Raw genomic sequence first — 24,687 nt, 5'->3', positions numbered from 1 at the left:
ACATTGGCATTAAAGGTGATAAGCGGTTTGCCCTGTTTATCCAGTAGCTCAATTCCTTTTATAAGCTACTTTACTGCTTGTTCTAAGTATCTTTCCAATTGATATCTATATTTGATATTTGATTTGTATTTAAAAGACTCCATCCATTTCTTTCGATGATGTTCTATCGACTCTAAAGATATATCTTCATATCCAGACTCTATACCACAACAAGGACATATTTCAAACATTGGGTGCATACCATCAGATCCCCAAGGAGTAAATTTTTTATTAGTATAACCACAAATTTTACAAGTATGAATCATGCTATTGGGCATTAAAATATTCCATGTTATTATTAAATTTATGTTCAGAAGGATTTGGTTTAAATATTGTTCTAGGAGTACCGTCTTTATTTTTTACAGCAAAAGTATTTGATTGAGGGTTATATAAAATAGTATCACCATTCTTTCTAACTTTCTTTAAAGTTCCAGCAGGAGGGTTGCTAACAAAATCTGTTGCGAATCTATAATAATCATTTGGCGATTTAAGATCTGGAAACTCATTCTTATGCTTCTGCCAATGAGAGGCTAAATTAGTGTTACTTGAGAGTTTTTTTGTTGAAGTCCAATTAGCACCGTATTCTGAGTCACGATAAACATTATTCTCAATCCGAGCTTTCTCCATTGCGTCATTAGCTGCTTTCTTAGCAGTTCTGACATCTTTATATTTTCCAACGACTTGACCAGTCTTTTTGACAACAACTGCAGCACCTGTACCACCTGGAATTGGAACAACATCTAAAGCGAAATCTTGAAAACCCTGTTTGACTTCTTGAGAACTAGCATATCTTTCGTTAGACCTAGGGGCACAACTATTATTACTATAAGGCACGCATACGATAAACTGACCTTTATCGTTCTTCTTAAACACAATGTTTAACTTACCTATCGTTTCAGGAATCCTTTGAATGGCTTCCAGTTGTTCTCGAGAATAGTTAGGATTATTTTTTATTTCATCAATTTCATGGGGAAGCAATACGTTTTCTATTCCATTATCCTCAACCGCCACTTTCGCCGTTTCACCCGCATTTACGGCATTAGTGACTTCACCCGTGGTAGAACCAATAGCTACACCAGCTAAGGTAGTGATATTACTTATGGTGTCTTTCTGTTCAGCGGTTAATTCACTTGGATCTTCTACCTTGTAGATATACTTAGATAATAGAATAACTGTGCCTTCTCCAGCACTAGCGCCTAAACCTCCTGTTAAGACATCGTTACCTGTGGCAGCACTAACTGCTGCACCTAATAGGGCCTGGACTAATAGATGTTCAGGGCTACCTTCGCCTGCCAGATTTGTATTATTAGCAGCATTGTCCAGATCATTCTTTTTAAATACTTGTCCAATTTGATAAGCCACTTGTGGACTTACCGCTTTGGCAACATAACCTGTTGCACCATTGACGTTTGGTCCATATAAAGCACTGCTGATACCGTCAAAGAGTAAAGCTTTTTGTTGTATGTCGTTTGCTTGTTCTAGTAAAGCATCTCTCGCTGTGTAATTACCTAATGCTTCTTGCTCTTTAGCAGCATCACGAAGCTCTTGCTCCTTTTTATTAAGCTCGGTCTTAATCTTACGACGCTTAACGATCATTCTTCTAACTTTAGGAACTCGTACCTTTTATATGCTACCATCTGCAAGATTGTCTACTTCTTTATCCAGACCATATCTGCAATATGAGGCTAATCAGACTTATATTTATATAGCCCTTAAACAGATTTAATCAGGCAATATTAAAAAGTTATCATAATCTAGTATCTTGAGGTTAGATTTCGATTCTACAAGCTTTTCACAATATTTAAGCCATTCTAATGACCATCTAGGATGACGGTATTTATAAAAATTGCCATTCTGTATGTTACCTTTTAATTTATTCCTACTTAAAAGCTTAAACAATAATTCTGAATCAAGAGTTGGATCATTAGCTAGGCTTTTTAATAACTCCTGATTTTTAAGTTCTGGCAATAAAGGCAAGAGGTGTATATAACCTTCTTCGTCATCATAAGTATTTAATGTAAAACAGCCCTCTCTATTATCGTGAGCTTGTTCACTTTCTTCAAAAGTAAATATTTGATTAATAAATATCTCATATAAATCACCAGGAAATAATATACCAGTATATTGCCCAATATTGTCAAAAGCTGTATATAGCTTTTTTAATAAAAAATAAGGTAAATAACACCGCTTTTCTTCAGGATATCCTAAATAGTCTAACCTTATAGACACTCCTTCATGATCCATTAGTCCCCAATGTCTACTTGAAAACTTAGCTTCACCTACATACAACATTTTAAATGTCTCAATATTTACATAATTATAAGGAATACTCATTCAACACTCCTACTTTCTAGAAAAATTAGTCATTGGTTGTAAGGGTATAATCACCTTTCCACCACTATCTACTACGACAATCTGTCGTCCTTGAACTGAACTTGTTGTGAAGTTTCCTAATTTACCTTTTAAATTATTAACATCAGCAGACGGTGTATTCTTCGGAACTTGTACAGCAATAATTTTACTTCCTTGACCTGATGCTAAAGACTTAGCTAAATCCTCTTTAACACGCTTTTCAAACGCTCTAGGGTTACCATTGACTGATTTAACCTGAACTGTAGTAACTATTTTATTCGTAGTATTTGATATAATTTTTATATCTGGTCCAGATACGTTATCTCCCATAACTTTAACTTTACTACCAGGTGGAGTAGTAAGATCAATAATTCTATCTGCTCCTGCGTTTGTTAAAGGCGATGAATTGTTTTTCGAATGCTCATCAACTAACTTTTGTTTTTCATAGGGTGTAGGAAGTATTCGCTTACTACTAATCGCCTCATGTCGTGACTTATTATAATTAGGATTGTTCTTACCGATATTATTAGCATTTGCAACTTTTGTTGACTTATTCTTATCTGCACCTTTAATCGATTTTACGCTGCGCGAAGCACAAACACCTACAGCAGCTTGAGCTATAGGTGAAAACGGGCTTTCTCTAGCTGCAACTTCATTTTCATGTTTTGAATTACTGCTAAAAACATAATCATTATGAGCTGTAACAGTATTTCTTAAGTAGCCTGTCTCAAGTTTCCCTAACTTTTCAATCTTAGAATATAAGTTAGGATCAAAAAGTGTATTACCTTTATAAGTATTACCTTCATGGAATTTTTTGACGTGTTCTGCGCATCTCTGATAATTATAATTAGTTTGGCAATCATTAATAAAGCTTGCTTGTTGATCTCTATCAAGCTTCAGATAGTAGCTATTAATTTGATCCCTACGTCTTGGATCACTCCCTGTTTTCTTTAAAGCATCAATCCATTCTTGCATTTGCTTATGACTTAAATAATTATAATTCGTCTGATTAAAGCTACTCACGGTGCTGGCTGTATCATCACCAACAGCAGCACCCACGCTAGCAGAAAAGCCTAATAATACCGCTTCTCTAGCAGTGTTATCTAATCCCTGTTCTTTTAAATAATTATCTAAGGCAGGCACAGATACAGCCGTTGTACCACTGGCTATAGCGCCTTCAATACTTCCTGTTGCAATAGCAACTACTAAACTATGCAAAGCAACACGATAACTACCTCCTTCTGCCCATTTGTCAGCAGCGTCAATATCACCTTTATCAATCATCTTAAGCTGCATATAGCTTGAAACATCCCCAACTGCCTTCGATGCTTCCTGTCCAAACGCCCTCGTAATCTCAACCTGAGCCCCAAGCTCCTCATTAACGGTACTCGCATCAAAGGTGTTTTCAAGTGGCTCATTTAAGCTGTCTTTGGTAGCCGTAGTCACCTGTGACTCACCTGCCATACCTGTGACCACGGCTTTAGTGATACTGCTTTGACTATCGCTATCTGTGCCGTAGCCAATACCATTTAGATTGGCTTGTGGATTGGTGTCTTTGGATTTACCAATATTCAGTCCAGCGGATATCGACTCACCGCCATAGTTGCAGCCGTTCTGTGATCTACTAATACAGTCCCCCCCCCGAGTCTGCTTTAGGATATAAGTTTTGACCGATAATGGCTTGATTGGTATTATTGAGTGTGCTGGTGGCAATAGACAGTTTGCCAGAACCAGTTTGTAATAATTTACCTGAGTTGTCTAAGCTTGCTGCGGTAATATCAAGACTGCTGGCGCTAATTTCGAGACTTCCTATATTTTGCTGAACTTCCAGAAGTCTCTACCGTTTACTTTCCAATAACATTCACTATCAGGAATTAGATAACCAAAATCTAATGCTTTGGCAAACCATCCTTCATAAACGTAATCTTCATGACTTCTATCCCAATCCATATGTAAGTAAACCTTAGTATCGAAATTTATATAAAAAAGTGGGAGCCTAGACGCTATTTGATTAATCTTTTTAAAATCACTTGGATTGCCATTACAAGGAATATTTGTGTTATGTGCTAGTTTATCTTCTACAAGTTTGTATAGTTGTGCTTGCTCTAATTCATCAAACTCTTGAAAGAACAAGTATTTTAAACAAGATGGTTCTAATATCATAACTTCATCTAATGCTAAAAACTCTTCGAAGTTATCAGAGTTGAGTTGCCAAATTCCTCCTCTATAACACCCTTTGCTTAGCTCATCATCATAATCTTTTTTGCTTAACTTCCCATTTTTTAAATCCAAATCTAAATCTAACTTCATGTTTAAAATAAAATTTTCTTTATAGCTATAAATAAAACTGAAAACTCTATTTTTAATAAGAACTGCTATACATGTAGAATATTCAAAAATACTGTCTTTATCCCATTCAATACTCATATTATTTTTCATATTTTCCAAACTCCTTTATAAATTGCTCTTCAGTTAAAATTTTAGCATTTGAGGAATTTTTTTCTAAGACTTCGTTCCATACTTTTGGTAGCTCCAGAGAAAATCCAGGCGTTGTTTTATCTGTTACTTTAGGCGCATTAGGAAACTTTGAGGCATATCGTTGTTCTATAACACTATTTATTATTTGCTGGTGTGTCTTAGCATCAACCTCAAATACAACTACCTTACCGCCTGGTCTTTTCTCACTTAAATAATATTTTGCATGTTCAGGTCCTTTAGTACTTACACACAATTGTCCTTTACATCCTGGGTTGATAGTAATTGTGCCATCATTATTTACCCATATTCTATTTTGACTCGTTTTATTTCCTATTCCCCCACCTTCTACACGGAAATAGGTCTGTGTATTTTTTGCAGCATTAGTACTGGTAGTAGAATACTTACCAGCTTGCCCAGTACCCGAAGCTACTCCAAAAATCGCTCCTGACACACCCATAGCTATTAACTGCGTACTATCTATGTTCCCAGTTAATAGTTGTTGCATGGCTGCGTCCATTGCCATACTGCCACCAGAAACAATACCTGCATTCTTGAATGCTTGCTGAACTTGCTGTTTAGTAAGTCCAGTTTTAGAGGGTCTTCTAGTTAAAAGAAGTGTGATTGCAGCCAAAGGATCTGTAGTATAACTATAAGCTCTATCTTCCCAACCAATGCCTTCGCCTAACACTAATAAATCCTGAGAAAGCATTATAAGTGCGATTTTTCTGGCATCAGGGTCTTCCAATTTCTCCGCTGTCCGAAAACTTGCACCTATAAGCTCTTCCCATTGTGGACAAGTAAAGCCACCATCGCCACATTGTTGTTTTAACTTTTTATGATTGATACGATGTTCTTCTAAATATTTCTTAATGACTGCCGAACAGCCATGTGCTGTATTCTTACACTTCACAATTGCATCGTTAAATGAAGAATAAGTGATATTCCTTTTTAACCAGCTATCATCATAAATAGTATTTAAGCTATTATCCTCAACCGCCACTTTTGCCGTCTCACCCGCATTCACTGCATCAGTGACTTCACCTGTCGAAGCGCCTATTGCTACACCAGCTAAGGTAGTAATATTGCTAATGGTGTCCTTTTGTTCAGCGGTTAGCTCACTTGAGTCATCAACCTGATAGATATATTTTGACAGTAAGGTAGCAGTGACCTCCCCTGAGCTTGCAGATATGCCACCTGTTAAGGCATCGTTACCTGTAGCAGCACTTACCGCTGCTCCTAATAGTGCATGGGCGAGTAGATGCTGTGGGCTGTTAACTCCTGCAAGGTCTTTGTTTTTATTTATACTGTTTTGAACGTCATTGTCTTTAAAGTATTGTCCAATTTTATAAGCCACTTGGGGACTTACCGCTTTGGCAACATAACCTGTTGCACCATTAGCGTTTGGCCCATATAAAGCACTGCTGATACCGTCAAACAATAAAGCTTTTTGTTGTATGTCGTTTGCTTGTTCTAGTAAAGCATCTCTGGCTGTGTAATTACCTAATGCTTCTTGCTCTTTAGCGGCATCTCGAAGCTTTTTCTCATCTTTATTAAGCTCTGTCTTTATCTTACGACGCTCTTGATCAAACGCCCTCGTTATCTCAACCTGAGCTACAAGCTCTTCATTGACGGTACTGGCATCAAAACTATTAACCAATACCTCATTTAAGCTGTCTTTGGTAGCAGTGGTCACATCAGCCTGCCCTGCCATACCTGTTACACCAGCTTTGGTTGTCCTGATTTGACTGTCACCATCACTGCCATAGCCTGCACCCTACATATTAGCTTGTGGTTTACCTTCAGTGTTGCCAATACTTAAGCCTATTTGTATTGACTTCTAATCTATATTGACAATCTCTTCATACTCTTCTTTTGGTTCTCTTTTCAAGAATAAAATCCATGCATTCAAAACTTCTGCTAATTTAAAGCGATCTACTATAACCTCCTCATCCTCACTATATAAAAAAAATATTTTTACATTATTGTTATATAGCTCAACACCATAAGAATTACTGCTAATATCTGCATTATATATCGAGGTGTTTTTTAAATATTTTAAACACTCTGTCAAATATTCAATATGTGACTCTAATGATGCTCCACCATCATCTAAAAAATATGATGAGATTAAATTTTCATCATCATTTTCTGATTCGCTAGTGCAGATAGTGGGAGTTAAATCTTCAGAGTCAAGAAATTTAAAATAACAAAACTTAAAATTCATAATTGATCGATTCCTATTTATTATAAACTGGGTACACGGTAGTATTTGGGCTGCTATACCCCTCTACAGCAACTCCAGATGGAGTACGTCCGTACCACATACCTTTTCTCGCTTTATTAGGATCTGGGTGAGTAATTCTATTCTTATATGCCCCATCAATTTCAACTTTTACTCTATCTTTTGTCCAGTTGTCAGGAAACATAGTTGCTTTACCACCATTATTTGTTTTTGGTATATAGCGACCTGAATTATGTGGATCGGAAACAGCTATTCTGGCTTCATATACACCATTTTTATCAGGAACTTTTACCACATTTAATACCTTAACATCGCTAGTTGCTGTTGAGTGCCCTCCTACCACACTACCATTTCTTTTAATTTCTCCATTAAAAATATGCCCATCAAAATCAATAGGTGCCGTTACTTGAGATACTTTTTTACTCGCCTGTTGATTAAGGTAATTATCTGACTTTCGACCACTAATCGCCTCATGCCGTGACTTATCATAATTGGGATTATTTCTGCCAATATTATTGTCACTTGCATTAGTTGATTTACTTTTATCTCCACCCTTAATTGCTTTCACTCCACGCGAAGCACCAACACCTATCGCACCTTGAGCTATAACCCCAGCAACTCCATCTTGTCTATACGCTACATCACCTTCCCGTCTTGAATTATTACTAAAAACATAATCATTATGAGCTGTAACAGTATTTTTTAAGTAGCCTGTCTTAAGTTTTCCTAACTTTTCAACCTTAGTATATAAGTTAGGATCAAAAAGTGTATTACCTTTATAAGTATTACCTTCATGAAACCTTTTAACATGCACTGCGCATCTCTGATAATTATAATTAGTTTGGCAATCATTAATAAAGCTTGCTTGTTGCTCTCTATCAAGCTTCAGATAGTAGCTATTAATTTGATCCCTACGTCTTGGACTAATCCCTTCAACACTTAAAGCATCAATCCATGCTTGCATTTGCTTATGACTTAAATAATTATTATCCGTCTGATTAAAACTACTCACCGTACTGGCTGTATCACCACCAATGCTAGCACCAACACTAGCTGAAAAGCCTAACAATACTGCTTCTCTAGCAGTGTCATCTAATCCTTGTTCTTTAAGATAATTATCCAAAGCAGGTACGGATACAGCTGTTGTGCCACTGGCTACAGCACCATCAATGCTTCCTGTTGCAATAGCAACTACTAAACTATGCAGAGCAACTCTGTAAATACCGTCATCTGCCCATTTATCAGCTTCTTCGAATTTACCTTGTCTTAAAAGCTCAACTTGCTTATTACCTGCAAAATCCCCAATCGCTTTCGGTGCTTCCTGTCCAAACGCTCTCGTAATATCAACCTGAGCTCCAAGCTCTTCATTGACAGTACTGGCATCAAAACTATTAACCAATACCTCATTTAAGCTGTCTTTAGTAGCGGTAGTGACATCAGGCTGTCCTGCCATACCTGTCACACCAGCTTTAGTAATACTGCTTTGACTATCGCTATCTGTGCCATAGCCAATACCGTTTAGGTTGGCTTGTGGTTTACCTTCGGTGTTGCTTAAACCCAAGCCTATTTACTTTATTAGACTTTTAAGTTCTTCACATTCACCAGATACCTCAATAACATACCAATTCACAGCTATTAAAAAATTTAATCTTTCGTCAAATAAAAAATATTCAATTCCGAAAGATTCGCCCATTAACTCGCCTACTTTTTGAATATTATCGACTACAAAAACTAAATTTCTATCACTTCCTTCTTGATCAAAAATTAAATAACCTTTTTGTTTCTTCATTGGAAGTGTATAAGTAAATTCGTTATCATCTAAAGATATAACACCATTATTATTAGATATGGACAAATGACCACTTGTTTTTAGCGGTTTAAATTTCATTACAACTTTAGATATTATTTCTTTAGCCTCTTGCCCTTCTATAACACAATATTTAAGACCTATAATCTCTGAATTTTTCGCCAGCTCATTGATTATGTACATTAAATCTATCTCCTTGTTGTTGGAATATAATCGACAAATATGTGCCCTCTGACTCGGTCCACCCCCTTCCCAGGAGTCTGATAACCAATATGTGGCTCATGCGGACCTTCCCCTAATTGACCATTACTTTTAACATTATTTAACTTTGGTATATCTAAATTTACGTTAGCTCCATTAGGTCCCACATATTCAGTAGGAATAGATTTACCATTCTTATCCTTACCCCATTTTGTTACACGGAAACTTGATTTCGGCACACCAGTTTTTTGAAAAGCTAAATCCAAAGCGTCTCTATAATTTGCAGATGTTCCTCGTAAATCAACATCTTTTGTAGGATTAAAACTCCAATTTTTCCCGCTTAACCCTCTTCCTACCCCAATATTTCTACCACTAACCGTCTCATGTTGTGACTGTTTCTGAATATTAACAACAGCCCCAACTCTATTTTTTATCCCCGTACCACCGACTGCACCATCAGTAGAGACATTATCTTTATATGCTCCATGAACTGTCCATCCAATATTATCGAGAGTAGAGTTATTAGGGTTATTTCTGCTTATCTCGCTCCATATACGCTCTGCCGACTCATTTTGAGTTTGTACGTGTGAAGCTGCCTTAAAACCTCCTGGCCGTGAAATTACAACAGACATCCTAGGATCTATTTTGGTCTGCGTTATACTAAAATACTCTTTTCTTAACTGTGCACATTGACTAGCGTTATAATTTGTAATACATACATTATTGAGTTTAGCTTGTCGAGTATCAGATTGATCAATCCAATATTTATTTTTATTACTAATACATTGCTTATTTGTACCACAGTCTCTAATAGCTTTAGACCAAGCTCTCATTTCTGAATGTAGCAAATAATTATTATCCGTCTGATTAAAACTAGTGACAGTACTGGCTGTATCACCACCAATGCTAGCACCGACACTCGCTGAGAACCCTAACAATACTGCTTCTCTAGCAGTATCATCTAATCCTTGTTCTTTAAGATAATTATCCAAAGCAGGTACGGATACAGCTGTTGTGCCACTGGCTACAGCACCATCAATGCTTCCTGTTGCAATAGCAACTACTAAACTATGCAGAGCAACTCTGTAAATACCGTCATCTGCCCATTTATCCGCTTCTTCGAATTTACCTTGTCTTAAAAGCTCAACTTGCTTATTACCTGCAAAATCCCCAATCGCCTTCGGTACTTCCTGCCCAAAAGCCCTCGTTATCTCAACCTGAGCACCAAGCTCCTCATTAACGCTGCTCGCATCAAAGCTATTGACCAGTAGCTCATTTAAGCTATCTTTAGTAGCCGTAGTGACCTCAGACTGTCCTGCCATACCTGTCACACCAGCTTTAGTAATACTGCTTTGACTATCGCTATCTGTGCCATAGCCTATACCGTTTATACTGGGTTCAGGATTGGTGTCTTTAGCTTTACCGATTGTAAGACTAGCGGATATCGACTCACCGTCATAATTGCTATGGTTTTGAATATCTGAAACTTCAAGTCCTTGTTCAAAGATGGTTTGGTTGTCATCAATTGTGGCTGTGGTGAACGCGGCTCCTTTAAAGCTGCCTTTGCCGCCAACCTTTAAGTCTGATTTCTGGGTATAGATACCCGTTTGCTCAGTGACGGCGGCATAGTCGGCATCAAGGTTAGTCTTACCACCATTGACTGATAGGTTAGAGCCTGCTCCTGTTGCTAAATCAATATCGGCACTAAACCCTGCGTTTTTCTGCTTGCTGTCATACTGGTAAGTGTCTTGCAGGCTCTCTGCGTTTAGATCCCCTGCCACTTGCCCTGTGAGTGTGTCTGTGGTGAGTACACCGCCTTTGATATTGACATCATTGCCGATATCTAATGTTGTGGTGCCGCCCACATTTATATGGCTGTTGGCATAAGTGGTTGCGTCACTGTTGGCATGGCCTTTAGCGCCACTGGCGTTAAGGGTGATACCTGCGCTTGTCTCTCCACCTGGGTTGGTAGCGGCATAAGCCCCTATTCCAAAGCTTGAGCTTTTGTTGGTGCTACGTGTTTGCTCGTTTTGTGCCACGCCGTTTATATTTAAATCATTTTCTGTTTTAAATAGGGCATTATTAGCGACGCTGATGTCACTGCCATTGATGTTGATATTACTGTCTTTGCCACCGCCTGTAGCAATGATGGCAAGGTTGTTCCCAGCTTGAATAGTTGAGGCTTGGCTTTGCTCACTATAGCTTTGTGAGTTGGATTGCGACTTGGTTGAGCCTATGGTGGCTTGTATGCGGGTTGAGCCTACATCTTTTAGGTTGCCAGCTTTTACAGCTTCTAAAGCTGCGCCGCCTTGTTCAGCTAATCCTTTGACTTTTAGTCCTGCACTGATGGCTGCTAAGCCTTTCATACGAGGGCTACGGGTATTGCCTGCGGCATTGATGAGGTTGTCTATATTTTGGGCGCTATCGATAAGCGAGTTTGATACAGAGACGGTTAAGCCGCTTTGTTTAAATCTTTGCTGATTTTGGTTGGTGTAGACATCCATCTCGTTGTCAATATCAACCGCTTTGGCTTGATAGACAATGTTGCCACGCTCTTTATCGCTACTGTCAACAGATTGACGATCACCTATTCCTGCAATCACGTTACTGCCTGTTTGCTGGATATGGTTGCCGGCACTAATGCTAACGTTACCGTCTATCGCGCCGATGTTGCTGGCGGTATGGGTCAGTGCGCTTTGGGTGTTGTCATTTTCTGTTTTTTGCTTACCTATGGTTAGGCTAAGTCCCCCTGAGCTAAACACACCTGATTTTTTGGTGCTGCTCTCACTACTTTTACTTGAGGTGTTTTGTGCCGCTAAAATGTTGGCATTATTACCCGCTTTTATAGAGGTACCCTTATCGCTAACAGCATTAGTGGCCGTCAGGTTCACGTTGTTACCTGCATCAAAGATGACTTTGTTGCCCTCGATGCTATTGCTGATGGCGGTGTCACTTTGGCTGTCAAATCGGTTTTGGGTGGTGGTTTTGCTAAGCAGGCCTTTGTCAGTGATTTTAATGCCAGTAGATAGGTTTTTGGTGTGACGTCCTTCGGTTAGAGTGATGTCATTACCGGCTTTTAGACCGACTGTGCCATTATCTGAGCTTAGGGTGACAGCTTTTCCTGTGATGTCGCCACCTGAGAGGATGGTAACATCGCCTGTGCCTGTGATACGGCTACCGATATCACGGGTTTCACCTTGTTTATAGTAGTTGTTGGCATCCCCAATGGCATTGGTTTGATAGCCTGTGTTCACGGCATTAAGCTTGGTATCGCCTTTGGTGTTGATTCGGGTACTGCCGCCTTGGTTGTCAAGGACACCAGCTTCAAAGGTGGTGTTACCGCCGACATTGGCATTAAAGGTGATAAGCGGTTTGCCGTTTGCATCAGTTTGTCCTTTTAGACCATCACCAACATAGATGGTGGCAAGCTGACTGATGCCAGTTCGACTGCCAAAGCTTAAGCCTTGTGTTGAGCTGGTGCTATAAGTATCACTTAGGTTGTTAAAGTTACCACCAACGTTAAAGCTTGCTGCGCTGCCAGCTTTGATGAGTGATTTGTTAGTCAAGTCTTCGGTGGTGTTTAGCTGTAGATAGTCGCCGGCTATAACGCCGCCGTTTTCATTGGTGAGGTTAAGTGCTTGAACATTGACACGGTTGTGACCAACCAGTTGGCCTTGGTTGTGTACGTTACCGGTCACATTGACAACGAGATTTTCTGCCGCTATGAGGCTACCTGTGCCATCTATTTGTGAGGCGGCTTGACGGGTGTAGACTTTAGGAACCAGTACCTTTTGGGTGCTACCATCTGCAAGCGTAATGCTTTGCTCCTCTATCCAGACGATGTCTGTGGTAAGATTTGCAACTTGCTCAGGAGTTAGAGCGATACCAGGGCGTAGGTTAAGCGCTTTTGCCATGGTGATACCGGCATCCATTAGCCCTTTATACTGGGCATCATTACTGCGGTAGTCGCCTAGGTAGTAGCGCCCTGTTAGTGCCATGATTTGGTCACGGATATACTGCTGCTCATAGTAGCCATCGCCCAGACGCTTGTGAGTGACACTTGGGTCTAGACTGAGTCGCTGCAGCATGTAGTCTGAGGATAGCCATTTTTTATAATCTGCAAAAGCAGGGTCAGTTTCTATTAGGTAGTTAGTTTTACTGTCAGGGTTAATGGCATATAGGCTAGAGTTTGGCACGGTTGGGCTATTACCACTACTGCGTATCTCCTCTGATGCGCTTTGCGCTATAGTGTCGTTAAGGCTATTGATTAAGTCTTGTGCAGCAATATTGTCAATGGTGTTACCCTTTTTTTGTGCATCAAGCAGGGCTTGCAGTTGCTGCTTTTGATCATCAGTTAAACGGCTGTTATCTGCTTTGGCAAACTCAGCTAATAGCTTGGCTGCATCTTCAAGACTGGTGCTATTGACTGTAGGATTATCCGTCTGTCCAGTAGCTGTCTTAGCTCCTTGGTTAAGGGTTTCGATGGCGGTTTTAATATTGTCAAGATTTTTAATATCTGATGTATTGCCATCTTTATAAGCAATGACAGTTTTATCTATGTCTTGGTTTAGGATGGGCAGTTGATAGGTACTAACGATTTCAGGCTCTGATATATAGGGTGCGACATACCTATCACGTTTACAGTGTTTGCCACCTAAAAATCCACATGATTCAATCCAGCGCCAGTAAATACTTCCATCCTCAACATGATTTTTGGTGTAACCCACATTTCTTTCAAGATCATTATCTAATTGGTCACCCAATATCTCGAAGTTCTCACCGCTATTGATTTGACTTTTTTTACTTAATAACGTATCTCCATTAAGGGTTAGATTCTTACCTGAGACAATACGTGAGGGATCCGATGTTTTTACCTCATCTTTATAAGTAACTTCATTAAATCTAAATTCATAATAATCCTCTCCTATTTTCTCATTACTTCCTATAACATATAAGTCTTCACCATTTCCATCCCAATATACTTCATCTTGTTTATATTTTTTAGTATCTTCATTATTAGCATATTCTTCTTTAGCATATTGTTCAACATTATCCTTTCTAGCTACCTCAATACTTTGAACTACCCAGTCAGCATTCACGTTGTTAAGCGTATCAGTACTAATACTCATCTCACCAACAGACTCAATACTGGCGCCTTTGTTAGTGACTGTCTTAGCTTTGCCAGTAGCATGATGATTAGCATCTAAACTGCCGCTTATGTGCATCTCACCATTGCTGATGATTTTGGCTTGTCCATTAAAGTCTTTGTTAAAGATACCCGATCGAGCTTGGTTAGGATTGTTGTTAAGCGTTTCAACACCGATATCTAACCGCTCTCGTGCTGCAATGACAGGAGCAGGCTCTGAGCTGACTTTATAATAGATTTTCTCCTCAGTGACTAATGGGTTATAAACTGATGGATAATTATCTTTATAATAAGCTATTTCCTCATCACTCCAGCCATATACATTATTAAATCCTTTTGTTATTTCTATGACACAACCAGGCCCTGGCTCACATGAGTCAACTTGAGTTTTGCTAAACACATCAGGCGTATTATTCAAGGTATTCGCCTCGATAGCTAGATGATCGCCATAAATACGACCATGGCTATAGTTACTGACACTGCCATCTGCTTTCAGATAGGTGTTACTACCATTAATCAGCCCTCGGTTATCGATGTTAGTGGTGGCTGTCAGCTGCGTTATGCCTTGACTACTAAGCTCGCCATCTTTTTGATTGTCAATGGCGGCCGCGTTTATAATCAGTGCGTTTTGTCCTGATAGCACCCCTGTATTAATAAACCCGCCTTGTGTGGTTAATGCCACGTCATTGGCATTAATGCTGTTTGTACCCGTGTTGTGAATGTCATCAATCATATTAATAGCAGCGCGGCTGTTTGCTAGGATGTTACCGCCTTCATTACTAAAGCCTTTTGCAATTAGTGCCACATCTTTACTGGCTGCAATACGACCTGCATTATTATCAATCATGAGATGTCGATTGGCTGTGCTGCCATCAGGGCTATTACTGTCTGTTATGGTTATCTCATTACTTTGAATAGTACCTGACTGGTTGTTTACTTGAGTTGATGCACTGATATTTATCGCATTGTTTGAGAGCAGCTGACCTTTTTGGTTATTAATACCACTACTACTAATGGTTAATACTTCTCCTGCAATAACGCCTTGCGTTTTATTATCACCTGCTTGCTGAGTGTTTTGGTTATCCAGCACGCCGGTTGTGATGTTGACGTTTGCTGTGCCCTGAATCAGGCTATCTGCAGTATTGTTATCAATACGTCCGCTGTCTGTTGAGCCGACAGTTAGGTTAACGTGATCCGCTTGGACTTTACCGCCTTGGTTGTTAAGCTGCGTACTGTTATTCGCTGTTAAATTAAGATCTTTGCTAGCTTGAATTTGACCTAGTGCGTTATTGATAGTATCAGCGGAGGTTAGACTAACTTCTAATGAATCAGCTGCTATATGACCTGACTGGTTGTCTAAACTACCTGCGCTAATGTCCGCGGCACCATTGGCTAAAATACCTTTTTGAGTGGCCTTATTCTGCTCATCTGTAACATCTACTTTGGTGTTTTGGTTGTTAATCTCACCTTTAGCACTAATAGTTAGTACCTTGTCTACATTCGTCTGAGCGATAAGCCCATTGTCATTATTAATGTCAGAGTTACTGCTTAGAGTTATGGCTTCACCCGATAACACGCCTTTTGAGTTGTCGATAGTACCACTATTAATATTCAGTTTATCCGCTGATCCAATCACACCTTGGTTGTTTAGTGCCTGCTCGGTGGTTATGATAGTGTCAGTTGCAGCGCTGATTTGAGCTTGGCTTGTGTTGTCTAGGCTACCTGCGCTGATATCGATGTTTTTTGATATTGAGGCTATTTGAGATTCATTGGTTAGTGCACCTGCTTTGACACCAAGCTGTTTGTCACTGGCAATAACCGCACCACTGGTGTTGTTTAAACTGTGAGCGGCGCTAATGTCGGCATTGTCTTTGGCCCAAATAGTCGCATTATCTGTATTATTAAGGGTTTGACTCTGTATGCTAAGGTTACGACCACTTTGGATATAGGCGTTTTGTCCTTGGTTATTCACTAAAGCGCTATTGAGATGTAAGTCACCAGTTTTACTGATCAGTTGACCGTCATTGTTGGTTAAGGTTTGGCTTGCAACGCTTAGGGTATCCCCTTGTAGTTTGCCTTTTGTGTTGTCGATATTCTCTGCGGTGCTGGTGAGCGCTGCGGTGCTGACGATAGCGCCTTGAGCGTTATTTATATTAGCAGCCGTTATCGTGGCACTATCTTGCCCACTATGTACTATCTTACCTAAGTGATTGTTTATATCAGATTGAGTGGTTATGGTTAAGCTGTCTGCATTGCCTCCAATGACCCCTTTTTCGTTATTGATAACGCCATCTGTTTTAAGATCAAAGGCCTGTGTGCCGGTTTGGTTAATCGTTCCTGACTCGTTAGACAGCGCTTTGACTTGCCAATCAAACGCACCTGCTTGTAGGATGCCGCCATCATGACTTAGTGTCGCGTTTGTCTTTAAGCTCGCTTTATTAGCCACATTGGTATTGGCAGCATCAAGGCGGATGCCGCCATCTGTTGCGCTAAGGGTTAAATTAGCACCGCTTTGATTATGACTACCGGTTAAATCAAGATCACTACCACTAAGGCTCATATCACCTGTGGCGATATTAGTGCCTGCATTGATTTGTTTGCTATCACTGTTAACGGTCAGATTGGCTTTGGTGTCGCTTAGTTGATTGTCTGCTGTCAATCCTGCAATCAGCTGAGCTTCTTTGGTTTGGTTAAAACCTTTGGTACTGATGGTGATGTGACGCTGTGCAGCTAGGCTACCGGTATTACTGACGTGTTCGGTATTACTAACCTCTAAGTTATCTTGGCTATAGACATTACCACGGTTATCTAGATTATCCGTGTGTATCGCAAGCGTGCCGACACTTGAGATTTGTGCATGATTATCAAGCGTCTTGGCATTAAGCGTTAAACGACCGGTATCACTGGCAATAACGCCGCCTTTATCTGTTGTTGGGTCTTCATCCGAGCTTGTATTAGCATCTAAACGGTTTTTGATCGTGCCTTTAATATTTAGGCGGCTTTCAGTATTACTGTGGTTGTTACTAACTTGACCACTGTCTTGAGATTTAACGGCAACGATACGCCCGTTGGTGTTATCAAGATCACGACCACTAATATCAAAACGATTGGCTTGCACCACGCCTTGCGTATTATCAATATCACCAGCGACTTGCCAAACTTGATCTGCTAGGCTGAGTATTTTGCCGTCAGTGTTACGAACGCTATCAGCATGAATACTCAGCTCCTTATCATCAGTGCGGCTTTGAGTGGCATGCACAATGCTACCGCTTGTGTTATCAAGCACACTAGTATTAATCGTTAAGTTATCTGAGTGACTGGCAATCTCACCTCGGGTATTGTTAATGCCCTCATCCAGATCAAGCGTTAAATCCTTATTACCAGTTTGGGTGAGTATGCCGTCTGTGTTGTTTAAAGCACTGGCTTTAATATCAAGTATTTGACCACTTAGATTACCTTGGGTATTATCTAATGTGCCTTCGGTATGCAGGCTTAGGGTGTCAGTTGCTGTTAAGGTGGCATGTTTGGTATTAACACTGCCTGTGCGGGCAACTGTGTTAATATGACGGCCTTGGGTGGTGCTGCCCTCTAAATTAACACCTGCTCCCGTTAAGCTGACATCGCCTGTGGCAATATGCTGACCTTGGCTTACAAGGTTACCTGTCGTATTGACGGTTAAGTCTGAGTGACTGCCTTCAATAAGTTTGCCTTGGGTATCTAGTCCGGCAATAAGATTGCCACTGCTTGTTTGGGTAAGACTACCTGCCTGTATGTCTGTATGACCCCCACTGGCAATAGTGCCACTATTGGTAATAGCATCAGTTGCGCTAATCGTGGTTTGAGTCTTACCGTATAATTGACCGCTGTTAGTGAGATGGGCTGCGTTGGTAGTCAGTCTGCCTTGTGAGGTGATATGACCGTCATTATTGCGTAGCGCATCGCTTGTAATAGTGGTGTCTTTTGCACTACTAATACTTCCTTTAGTATTAATAAGATTGCCACTGCTATCTATATTAATAGCGCCCTGAGCATTGATATGACCCTCACTATTATTCAAGTTTTTACTGGCTAAGCTTACATTATTATTGGTTAGAATAGTGCCGTTATGGTTATGAATATCTTTTGTGGTCGTAAGATTGATGTCAGCAGCACTGGCAAGGGTGCCCTCAGCATTATTAATATCACTACTTGAGTCAATATTAATACCACCATTGGTAATAATTTGACCTTTGCGGTTATCAAAGCTTGCAAGTTTCCAATTAACGTCATCTAATTGAATACGGCTATCATTGTTGTTAACCGATCCATTGTCACTAATGGCTAATGAGCTTACGCCAATACTTGACTGCTGAGTATTGTTGAGGGTATTTGATTGTATGTCCATCTTGCCATTGGCATAAATAGACCCAGAGTCAGTATTAGATAGAGTGTCTACCTTAATACTACCGTCTTTAGTGATGCTAGGTAAGGGCTCAATAGGTGTATTAGGCTCACTGCCAGCATCTGTATCGTCACTGCTGTTAATGTTACTGCCGTTATTAGCACTAGTAGGTGGTGTTGTCGTCGGTGCGATAACCTCAGGTTCACTCGGTTCTGTCGCAGCTTTTGGATATAAGTTTTGACCGATGATGGCGTTGTTGTTGTTATCTAAGGTAGCTGTCTCAATTGACAGGTTGCCTTGCCCTGTTTGTAGCAGTTTACCTGTATTCGTTAGGCTTGCCGCTGTTATATCAAAGCTGCCTGCGCTAATCTCAGCCTCTTTACCTGAGTTTTTAATACTACCTACTTGTTGTAGTTTGGCAGTATCGTAACTACTTATCACCCCTGTATTATCAAGACTATCACTGCTTAAATGAAGACCGCTACGGCTACTGGCGATCGTGCCTGAATTATTAACCTGATTGCTCTTAACATCAATATCAACTTGACCTTGATTGGCCATAAGGCTACCGCTATTTACCAAGTTGCCATTGGCATCAAGTTGTAAGGTGCCACTGGTTGCCATAATACTACCGGCATTCGTCACCCCCATACCCTTATCCGTACCAATTAAACGAATCTTCCCAGCATACATACCACCAAGACTTGAGACATCAAGGGCAACCCCAGTTTGGGTATTGTTGCTACTGCCTTTAGGGGTTACACGGGTTTGCTCTGGGTCGTTCTCATAGCTTACTTGGTTTGTGCCTGTTATCACATCTAAGTTTTTGGCAACAATGTTGGCATTGAGCTGCGCAGTTTTGGCGATAAGCTGGGTGTAGTCAGAGTCGCTGCTATTCATCCCTGTGCCATCTACTCGAATAAGACCGCTTTGCACATCAAAGCCTGTCAGCATGCCATCTGTCATCATTGCCTCACCTGTGGTTAAGGTGGTTCTTGAGGCGTTGATAAAGCCGCAGCCTGCGCAGCTAATACCGGCTGGGTTGGCTATCACCAGTTCAGCTCGCTTACCGGCAATCTCGGTAAAGCCATTTAATTGACTTGGGTCACTTGAGTTTACCTCGTTTAAGATTACTTTGGCCTCTCCGCGCGCAAGCCATGGGTTGCCTTCAACCCATCCTGCCATTTGAGTTTGGGCATTAGTACGGCTGTTGTTTAATATGGCGCCATCAGCACCGACATCAAATTGACTAAAGACGTTACGAGAGACACCTGCTTTACTTGGGGTTTGGATGTTGACTTGCGTCATCCCATTAGAGGTGTTGATAATGGTGGCTTGCTGACTTTTAGCCGCTGTCTGATCGGCAATAATCTTGGAGTTGTCGGCATAAGAGAGGTTACTGATGCCAACGATACTAGCAAGTCCTAAGGCAAGCAGTAAGTGCGATCTTAGGGTATCAAGCTTGCTACTTTGGGCAGTACTGGTGATTTGTGAGCTGGCGGCTACTTGGCTGATATCACTGCCGGTACTTGCAGGATTACCCGTTTTGCCTTGTGCGCGGGCGGCTTCGGATACCACCATGAGCATGCCACGGGCTTTGTTGAAGATAACTCGGTAACATTGTGCGTTCATAGTGGTGTCCTTTGTTCTATATGGTTAAGCTATTATTTGATTGGTATGAGGGATAGATAGTTATAGCAGTGGTGATTAATGGGGAGATCTGGCGTTTAGTACTGCCAACCTAGGCTAAAGCCTGTAGTCCAGTCTTTATCACTAAAGCCATCTGGTTGATCAAGTGGATAGCCTGCAAATAAATCATAGTTGATATGTGCAGGTTTGATATAGCCTTTAATACCGACCACACCGCCAATTAAATGATGCCCAAGCAGCAAGTCATCTTGTGCGTTGTTATCCATTTTGACATAGCCTGCATCTACCCCAGCGTATAAGGCATGCGGTTTGTCACCTAGGTAGGCGCTGATTTCTTGACGAATGAGCGCACCATGGTCGCCGCTTAGGCTACGCTCTCCATCAAAGCCGCGTACGGTGTAGCGTCCACCTATACTAAATCTGTCATTGGGAACTAGTGCCTCCACGGCATATTGGCCTTTGATAGTGGCGTGATAGTTTAGGGCTTGCGCTTTGATTTTAAACGGATGATTAATGTCGATGTTGGTTTTTATGATGCCGGTACGGGCACTGCCTTCATTAAATAAAGATTCAGGCGGGGTCATGGCATTAAAGGCCCCTGTGCCATGCTGATAGGTCAAATCACTGATTATTTGAGTTTGTCCGATACTGGTCTCATAGCTAATGCCTGTTTTGTAGCCTGCTGTTTTACGGCGCTGTACTTCAACCTCGGTATCGTCGATGTAGTTGCGCTGCTGTTTGGCAAACAGCCCCCCTGTTAGGTAGGTTTTACTGTGGTTGTCACGATGTACTAGGTGACTGATGCTGGCATCGGTGGTGTAGGATTCTCCACTGTAGGTATAGTCTTGATTGGCGCCGGCAACGGTTTGGTCATAGTCATAACCATTGTGGGTCAAGGTAAGCTGGCTGTAGTGTATGGGTAGGGTGTAGCCAATGTTATAACTCCAGCTGTCGCCGTCTTTATCTGAGCTGTCTTTTTTGCCGATATCATCCAGGCTACGACTGTATGATAGATAGAGTAAGTCGTTATGCCAGGTGGGGTTATCAAGCGATAAGGTGATGCTGCCTTGGTATTCTCCTGTGCTCTCTTGTCCTGAGTCATCAAGGGTAGCTGATACTCTAAAGCGTTTGTCTTGCTTGTATTTAATGAGGATGTCGCTGTAGCCAGGTTTGCCGATACGGCTACTTGGGGCAATGGAGAAGTCAGCGTCTGCTGTGGGTACTTTTTTAAAGTTCTCTAGTGCCTGTTCGATGTCTCGTACATTGAGCAGGTCACCTGTTTTAAGGGGGATGGCTTTTGCAAAGTTGGCAGGGTTGCCTGTGTTGTCGGTGTAGATGGGGCGAGAAGCCTTAATGTCGTCAGCAATAATTTGATCCACTCGCCCTGGTATTAGGGTGAGATATAGGTTGCCTGTCTTAAGGTTTTGGTTTTGTACTAAGACTCGGGTGGTGATGTAGCCTTTGTCAACGATGCGGTTTTGTACTGCAGTAACTAGGTTATTGATGTCAACTGCACTCATGCAGCTGCCGATAATAGATCTAGAGCCTTGGGTAAAGGGTGACACGGCAAAGTTAAATTGCTCAGCAAGCTCTCCTGTTAGGTAGAGGTGGTGTATGTCAAAACAGGGAGAGTTAGTGTCTTGTTGGGTAGTCAGTGCGGTGTTTTGTTGCGGGGTGTCAGTTTGATAGGCGGTAGTGTCTATTGAGACATTAGGATGTGGCAGTTGTTGTTGTTTTAACGCTTCGCTGCGTTGTTGTTGGTATTGGTATTGTTGTTCGGGGGTAAGAGCGTGGGCGGAAGTACTTACAATGGGAGTACTTAGAATAATAAGACTTAGCGGCAATCTATACCCAAAACGATAGCTATTTATCATAAATACTACTCTTTTAACAATTTTATAATAAAAGATTATTATATTAGTTAAAATAAATTGCAAGTAAATTTTAATACTAAATAGCTTTTATGTATTCAAATTTTTATGAGTAATATTTTTAGTGGTTTATGGAAGGTGGCAGCAAGCAAGGCTGGGCTTGTAGCCCAGCAACTATGTAATCAGTCTCAAAGCGTATTCCATCATCTGAATACTTTTTGAATAGCATTTGGTTTTGCGTTTAAATCTTGCTAAATAATGAAAGTATTCTACTGTTATACCTTTCGATAGTGAGTGTCTGAGTCTTGCTCTGTATATATTGCTTACTGGGAATGAGCCAAGCATAGTTCTTCCCGTAATCACTACAAAATACACCTATATGACTTGGGTTTACTATAGAGTTGTTTAAACGTCCTTATGTCTCGTTTTCCGCAAATAAAATCAATGAACCGTCGTTTAAATCTATCAACAGCAACCCGTGTTCAAACGTAGTTTTTTTGACTAAACATAACTGTGTATTTTATCAAGTTCCATAACAACAGCTGGTTTATCATTAGACGGTAAAACAGTTTGTTCACCAAGTTGTTTGACCCAGTGGTAAACAGTCCCATAGCTGATACCAAGTATGGGACCAATAGCCCGAGACCATAAGCCTTCTAAGTACATATGAATGGCAAGGCGTTTGATATTATCGAGTATCTTGGTAGACTTTCTTTCTACGCTATTGGCATAGTATCACTGACATGATAGCCCATAATTCGTCTCGAATAAGCATCTATCACTAAAGACAGATAATGCGTGCCTTGCTTAGAAGTCACATAGGTTATATCTGCAACTAAGGTTTGTTCTGGTCTGACCGGTGCTGGTGCATCTTTAGTCAAGTTTGGGTGCTTTTTCATCCAGTACTTACTAAAGATCGTTTTAGTATAGCTTCGTCTAGGCTTTACTAATAGCTTGTGCACTCGTAAATAGTCAAAGAATGCGTCACGACCCATTTTTATCTTGTGTACAATAAGTTTAGGTTTGATCAGCCAGTATAGCTTTCTGCCACCTATTCGAGGCATAAACATTCGATAGTCTTGCACCCACTGCTTGATACAAGATAGCTCGTGTACTCTTTTATAGCAACGCCTTAAGTACTGGTAAATAGCTTGAGGGCTGATGTTTAATATACGACACCCTTCGGCTAAACTCATTTGCTTGTCTTGTTTGAGTTGCCAGAGGATGTCGTAGGTGACTTTTTTGTCTTCTTGACTCCGTTTGTCCCTTCTAGTGCTTCAACTATCTTAGAATCTGTATTCACAAGGATAAATAAATTAAAATACTCACATGAATAGAAAGATATATCCAACCGACTTAACCGATGAGCAATGGAGACGCATTGAACCTCACTTTAGCCGTCATCGGCGTTATAAATGGGACAAGCGAGAGCTAGTCAATGCGGTACTTTACATCACAAAGACAGGCTGTCAGTGGCGTTTGCTTCCTAATGACTTTCCGCCTTACACCACAGTATGGAGTTTCTTTAGGCGAGCTAATCACTCAGGTCTATGGGACAAAATACTACAAGACTTGGTTAAAAAAAGCGATTAAAAGCCAAAAGGGATGCTGAACCAAGTTACGCTATCATTGACTCTCAAAGCGTTAAAACAGCCAGTAAAGCACATGACACAGGCTTTGATGGCGGTAAAAAAATAAAGGGTCGTAAACGCCATATTGTGGTCGATACAATGGGTAACTTACTATCCATTGTCGTTCATGCTGCTAATATTCACGATACCAAATCAGGAAAGTTAGCCATAGAAAAACTACTTAGTGTCTATACTACTATTAAAGCCGTATCTGCTGATGCAGGTTATCGTAGAACCTTTGAGGAACAAATGATGCAAGATTTTAAGCTACCTGTCGATATCTCAACTAAGATTGCAGGTTCTTGGCAGATTATTCCTAAACGCTGGGTTGTTGAACGTACCTTTGCTTGGCTAAATAATTCACGTCGTCTTGCTAAGACTTTCGAAGTTACTGTGACCTCTGCTGAGAATTTCGTTAAGTTGGCTTACATCCATCTAATATTAAGGACTCTTTAGCTTGTGAATACGGCTTCTTACTAAGTAGTAACGTACGTTTTTTTCATCAGCCAGTTGTCGCTCTAGTCTTTTGATGGTTTGGACTGGGGTTTCTTTGTGTGGCATTCTTAGACTCCTTGGTGGTGTGCTCCAGTCTAATGTACCCTGTTTTCTAAGCCAAGTTAAAACGGTACTGCGTCCTTGTATGCCATAATGCTTTTGAGCTTGTTTGTAGGTCATGTCGCCTTTTTCAACTTGCTCTACCACAGCTAATTTAAAGCCTAGTGTGTAATCTTTCTGTGTACGCTTAATTATTGTAATCTGTGACTTGTCCATTTATAAGCTTCCTTTTCGTAAACTTATTTTAGGATGGGACAGTTGATGAACATGGTTTCTTTAAAAAACTTTTAGGAAGATAAAGAATATGGTATTACAACTATCATGACACAGGGGG

General features: G+C 40.6%; 13 protein-coding genes and 3 pseudogenes. 2 read left to right on the top strand and 14 right to left on the bottom strand.

Annotated elements, in window-relative coordinates:
- Positions 1–65 precede the first annotated feature (65 nt).
- The 13 genes and pseudogenes from AC2SLO_RS05570 to AC2SLO_RS05510 form a co-directional block, all read right to left on the bottom strand.
- The gene (locus AC2SLO_RS05570; protein ID WP_486543105.1) at positions 66–317 is read right to left on the bottom strand and encodes a hypothetical protein; all 252 of its coding nucleotides are present in this window, start codon (positions 315–317) and stop codon (positions 66–68) included.
- Complete coding sequence (locus AC2SLO_RS05565; RefSeq protein ID WP_486543107.1) at positions 307–1,635, bottom strand: VENN motif pre-toxin domain-containing protein; 1,329 nt, start codon at positions 1,633–1,635, stop codon at positions 307–309. The genes AC2SLO_RS05570 and AC2SLO_RS05565 overlap by 11 nt, the downstream gene beginning before the upstream one ends.
- A gap of 126 nt (positions 1,636–1,761) precedes the next feature.
- Positions 1,762–2,373 carry a hypothetical protein gene (locus AC2SLO_RS05560; protein ID WP_486543109.1) on the bottom strand — a complete coding sequence of 204 codons (612 nt, stop codon included), beginning with the start codon at positions 2,371–2,373 and terminating at the stop codon, positions 1,762–1,764.
- A 9-nt stretch (positions 2,374–2,382) separates the two neighbouring features.
- A complete protein-coding gene (locus AC2SLO_RS05555; protein WP_486543111.1) occupies positions 2,383–3,837 on the bottom strand; it encodes a hypothetical protein in 1,455 nt (484 codons plus the stop codon).
- A gap of 178 nt (positions 3,838–4,015) precedes the next feature.
- Entirely contained in the window at positions 4,016–4,189 is a 174-nt protein-coding gene (locus AC2SLO_RS05550; protein ID WP_495637098.1) for a hypothetical protein, read from the bottom strand.
- An 11-nt stretch (positions 4,190–4,200) separates the two neighbouring features.
- Positions 4,201–4,830, bottom strand: a complete 630-nt coding sequence (locus tag AC2SLO_RS05545) for a hypothetical protein (protein ID WP_486543113.1) — start codon at positions 4,828–4,830, stop codon at positions 4,201–4,203.
- Positions 4,820–6,580: a VENN motif pre-toxin domain-containing protein gene (locus AC2SLO_RS05540; protein ID WP_486543115.1), complete on the bottom strand. Its 1,761-nt coding sequence runs from the start codon at positions 6,578–6,580 to the stop codon at positions 4,820–4,822. Before AC2SLO_RS05540 ends, AC2SLO_RS05545 begins: the two co-directional genes overlap by 11 nt.
- Before the next feature lie 126 nt (positions 6,581–6,706).
- The gene (locus AC2SLO_RS05535) at positions 6,707–7,093 is read right to left on the bottom strand and encodes a DUF5376 family protein (protein WP_486543117.1); all 387 of its coding nucleotides are present in this window, start codon (positions 7,091–7,093) and stop codon (positions 6,707–6,709) included.
- Positions 7,094–7,106: 13 nt separating this feature from the next.
- A complete protein-coding gene (locus AC2SLO_RS05530) occupies positions 7,107–8,672 on the bottom strand; it encodes an EndoU domain-containing protein (RefSeq protein WP_486543119.1) in 1,566 nt (521 codons plus the stop codon).
- A gap of 6 nt (positions 8,673–8,678) precedes the next feature.
- Positions 8,679–9,101, bottom strand: coding sequence for a hypothetical protein (locus tag AC2SLO_RS05525; RefSeq protein ID WP_486543121.1), 423 nt, complete (start codon positions 9,099–9,101; stop codon positions 8,679–8,681).
- A 5-nt stretch (positions 9,102–9,106) separates the two neighbouring features.
- Entirely contained in the window at positions 9,107–20,278 is an 11,172-nt protein-coding gene (locus AC2SLO_RS05520; RefSeq protein ID WP_486543123.1) for a two-partner secretion domain-containing protein, read from the bottom strand.
- 95 nt (positions 20,279–20,373) lie between these two features.
- Positions 20,374–22,170, bottom strand: a complete 1,797-nt coding sequence (locus tag AC2SLO_RS05515; protein WP_486543125.1) for a ShlB/FhaC/HecB family hemolysin secretion/activation protein — start codon at positions 22,168–22,170, stop codon at positions 20,374–20,376.
- Positions 22,171–22,895: 725 nt separating this feature from the next.
- A pseudogene (locus AC2SLO_RS05510) lies at positions 22,896–23,264 on the bottom strand (IS3 family transposase); the annotation flags it as partial.
- A gap of 232 nt (positions 23,265–23,496) precedes the next feature.
- Between AC2SLO_RS05510 and AC2SLO_RS05505 the strand changes: the two are divergent.
- Complete coding sequence (locus AC2SLO_RS05505) at positions 23,497–23,760, top strand: transposase (protein WP_486543127.1); 264 nt, start codon at positions 23,497–23,499, stop codon at positions 23,758–23,760.
- A gap of 11 nt (positions 23,761–23,771) precedes the next feature.
- A pseudogene (locus AC2SLO_RS05500) lies at positions 23,772–24,254 on the top strand (IS5 family transposase); the annotation flags it as partial.
- A 39-nt stretch (positions 24,255–24,293) separates the two neighbouring features.
- Here AC2SLO_RS05500 and AC2SLO_RS05495 read toward each other — a convergent pair.
- A pseudogene (locus AC2SLO_RS05495) lies at positions 24,294–24,569 on the bottom strand (helix-turn-helix domain-containing protein); the annotation flags it as partial.
- Positions 24,570–24,687 lie beyond the last annotated feature (118 nt).

This window comes from Psychrobacter sp. CX14 (assembly GCF_057396205.2).
Note: the sequence above shows the minus strand (reverse complement) of the source record. Positions and strands in the feature narration are given on the sequence as shown.

Excerpts from the sequence above, each read along its gene's own strand:
- AC2SLO_RS05570 (WP_486543105.1), bottom strand. The coding sequence starts at position 317 with ATGCCCAATAGCATGATTCATACTTGTAAAATTTGTGGTTATACTAAT.
- AC2SLO_RS05565 (WP_486543107.1), bottom strand. The coding sequence starts at position 1,635 with ATGATCGTTAAGCGTCGTAAGATTAAGACCGAGCTTAATAAAAAGGAG.
- AC2SLO_RS05560 (WP_486543109.1), bottom strand. The coding sequence starts at position 2,373 with ATGAGTATTCCTTATAATTATGTAAATATTGAGACATTTAAAATGTTG.
- AC2SLO_RS05545 (WP_486543113.1), bottom strand. The coding sequence starts at position 4,830 with ATGAAAAATAATATGAGTATTGAATGGGATAAAGACAGTATTTTTGAA.
- AC2SLO_RS05540 (WP_486543115.1), bottom strand. The coding sequence starts at position 6,580 with ATGGCAGGGCAGGCTGATGTGACCACTGCTACCAAAGACAGCTTAAAT.
- AC2SLO_RS05535 (WP_486543117.1), bottom strand. The coding sequence starts at position 7,093 with ATGAATTTTAAGTTTTGTTATTTTAAATTTCTTGACTCTGAAGATTTA.
- AC2SLO_RS05525 (WP_486543121.1), bottom strand. The coding sequence starts at position 9,101 with ATGTACATAATCAATGAGCTGGCGAAAAATTCAGAGATTATAGGTCTT.
- AC2SLO_RS05520 (WP_486543123.1), bottom strand. The coding sequence starts at position 20,278 with ATGAACGCACAATGTTACCGAGTTATCTTCAACAAAGCCCGTGGCATG.
- AC2SLO_RS05515 (WP_486543125.1), bottom strand. The coding sequence starts at position 22,170 with ATGATAAATAGCTATCGTTTTGGGTATAGATTGCCGCTAAGTCTTATT.
- AC2SLO_RS05505 (WP_486543127.1), top strand. The coding sequence starts at position 23,497 with ATGAATAGAAAGATATATCCAACCGACTTAACCGATGAGCAATGGAGA.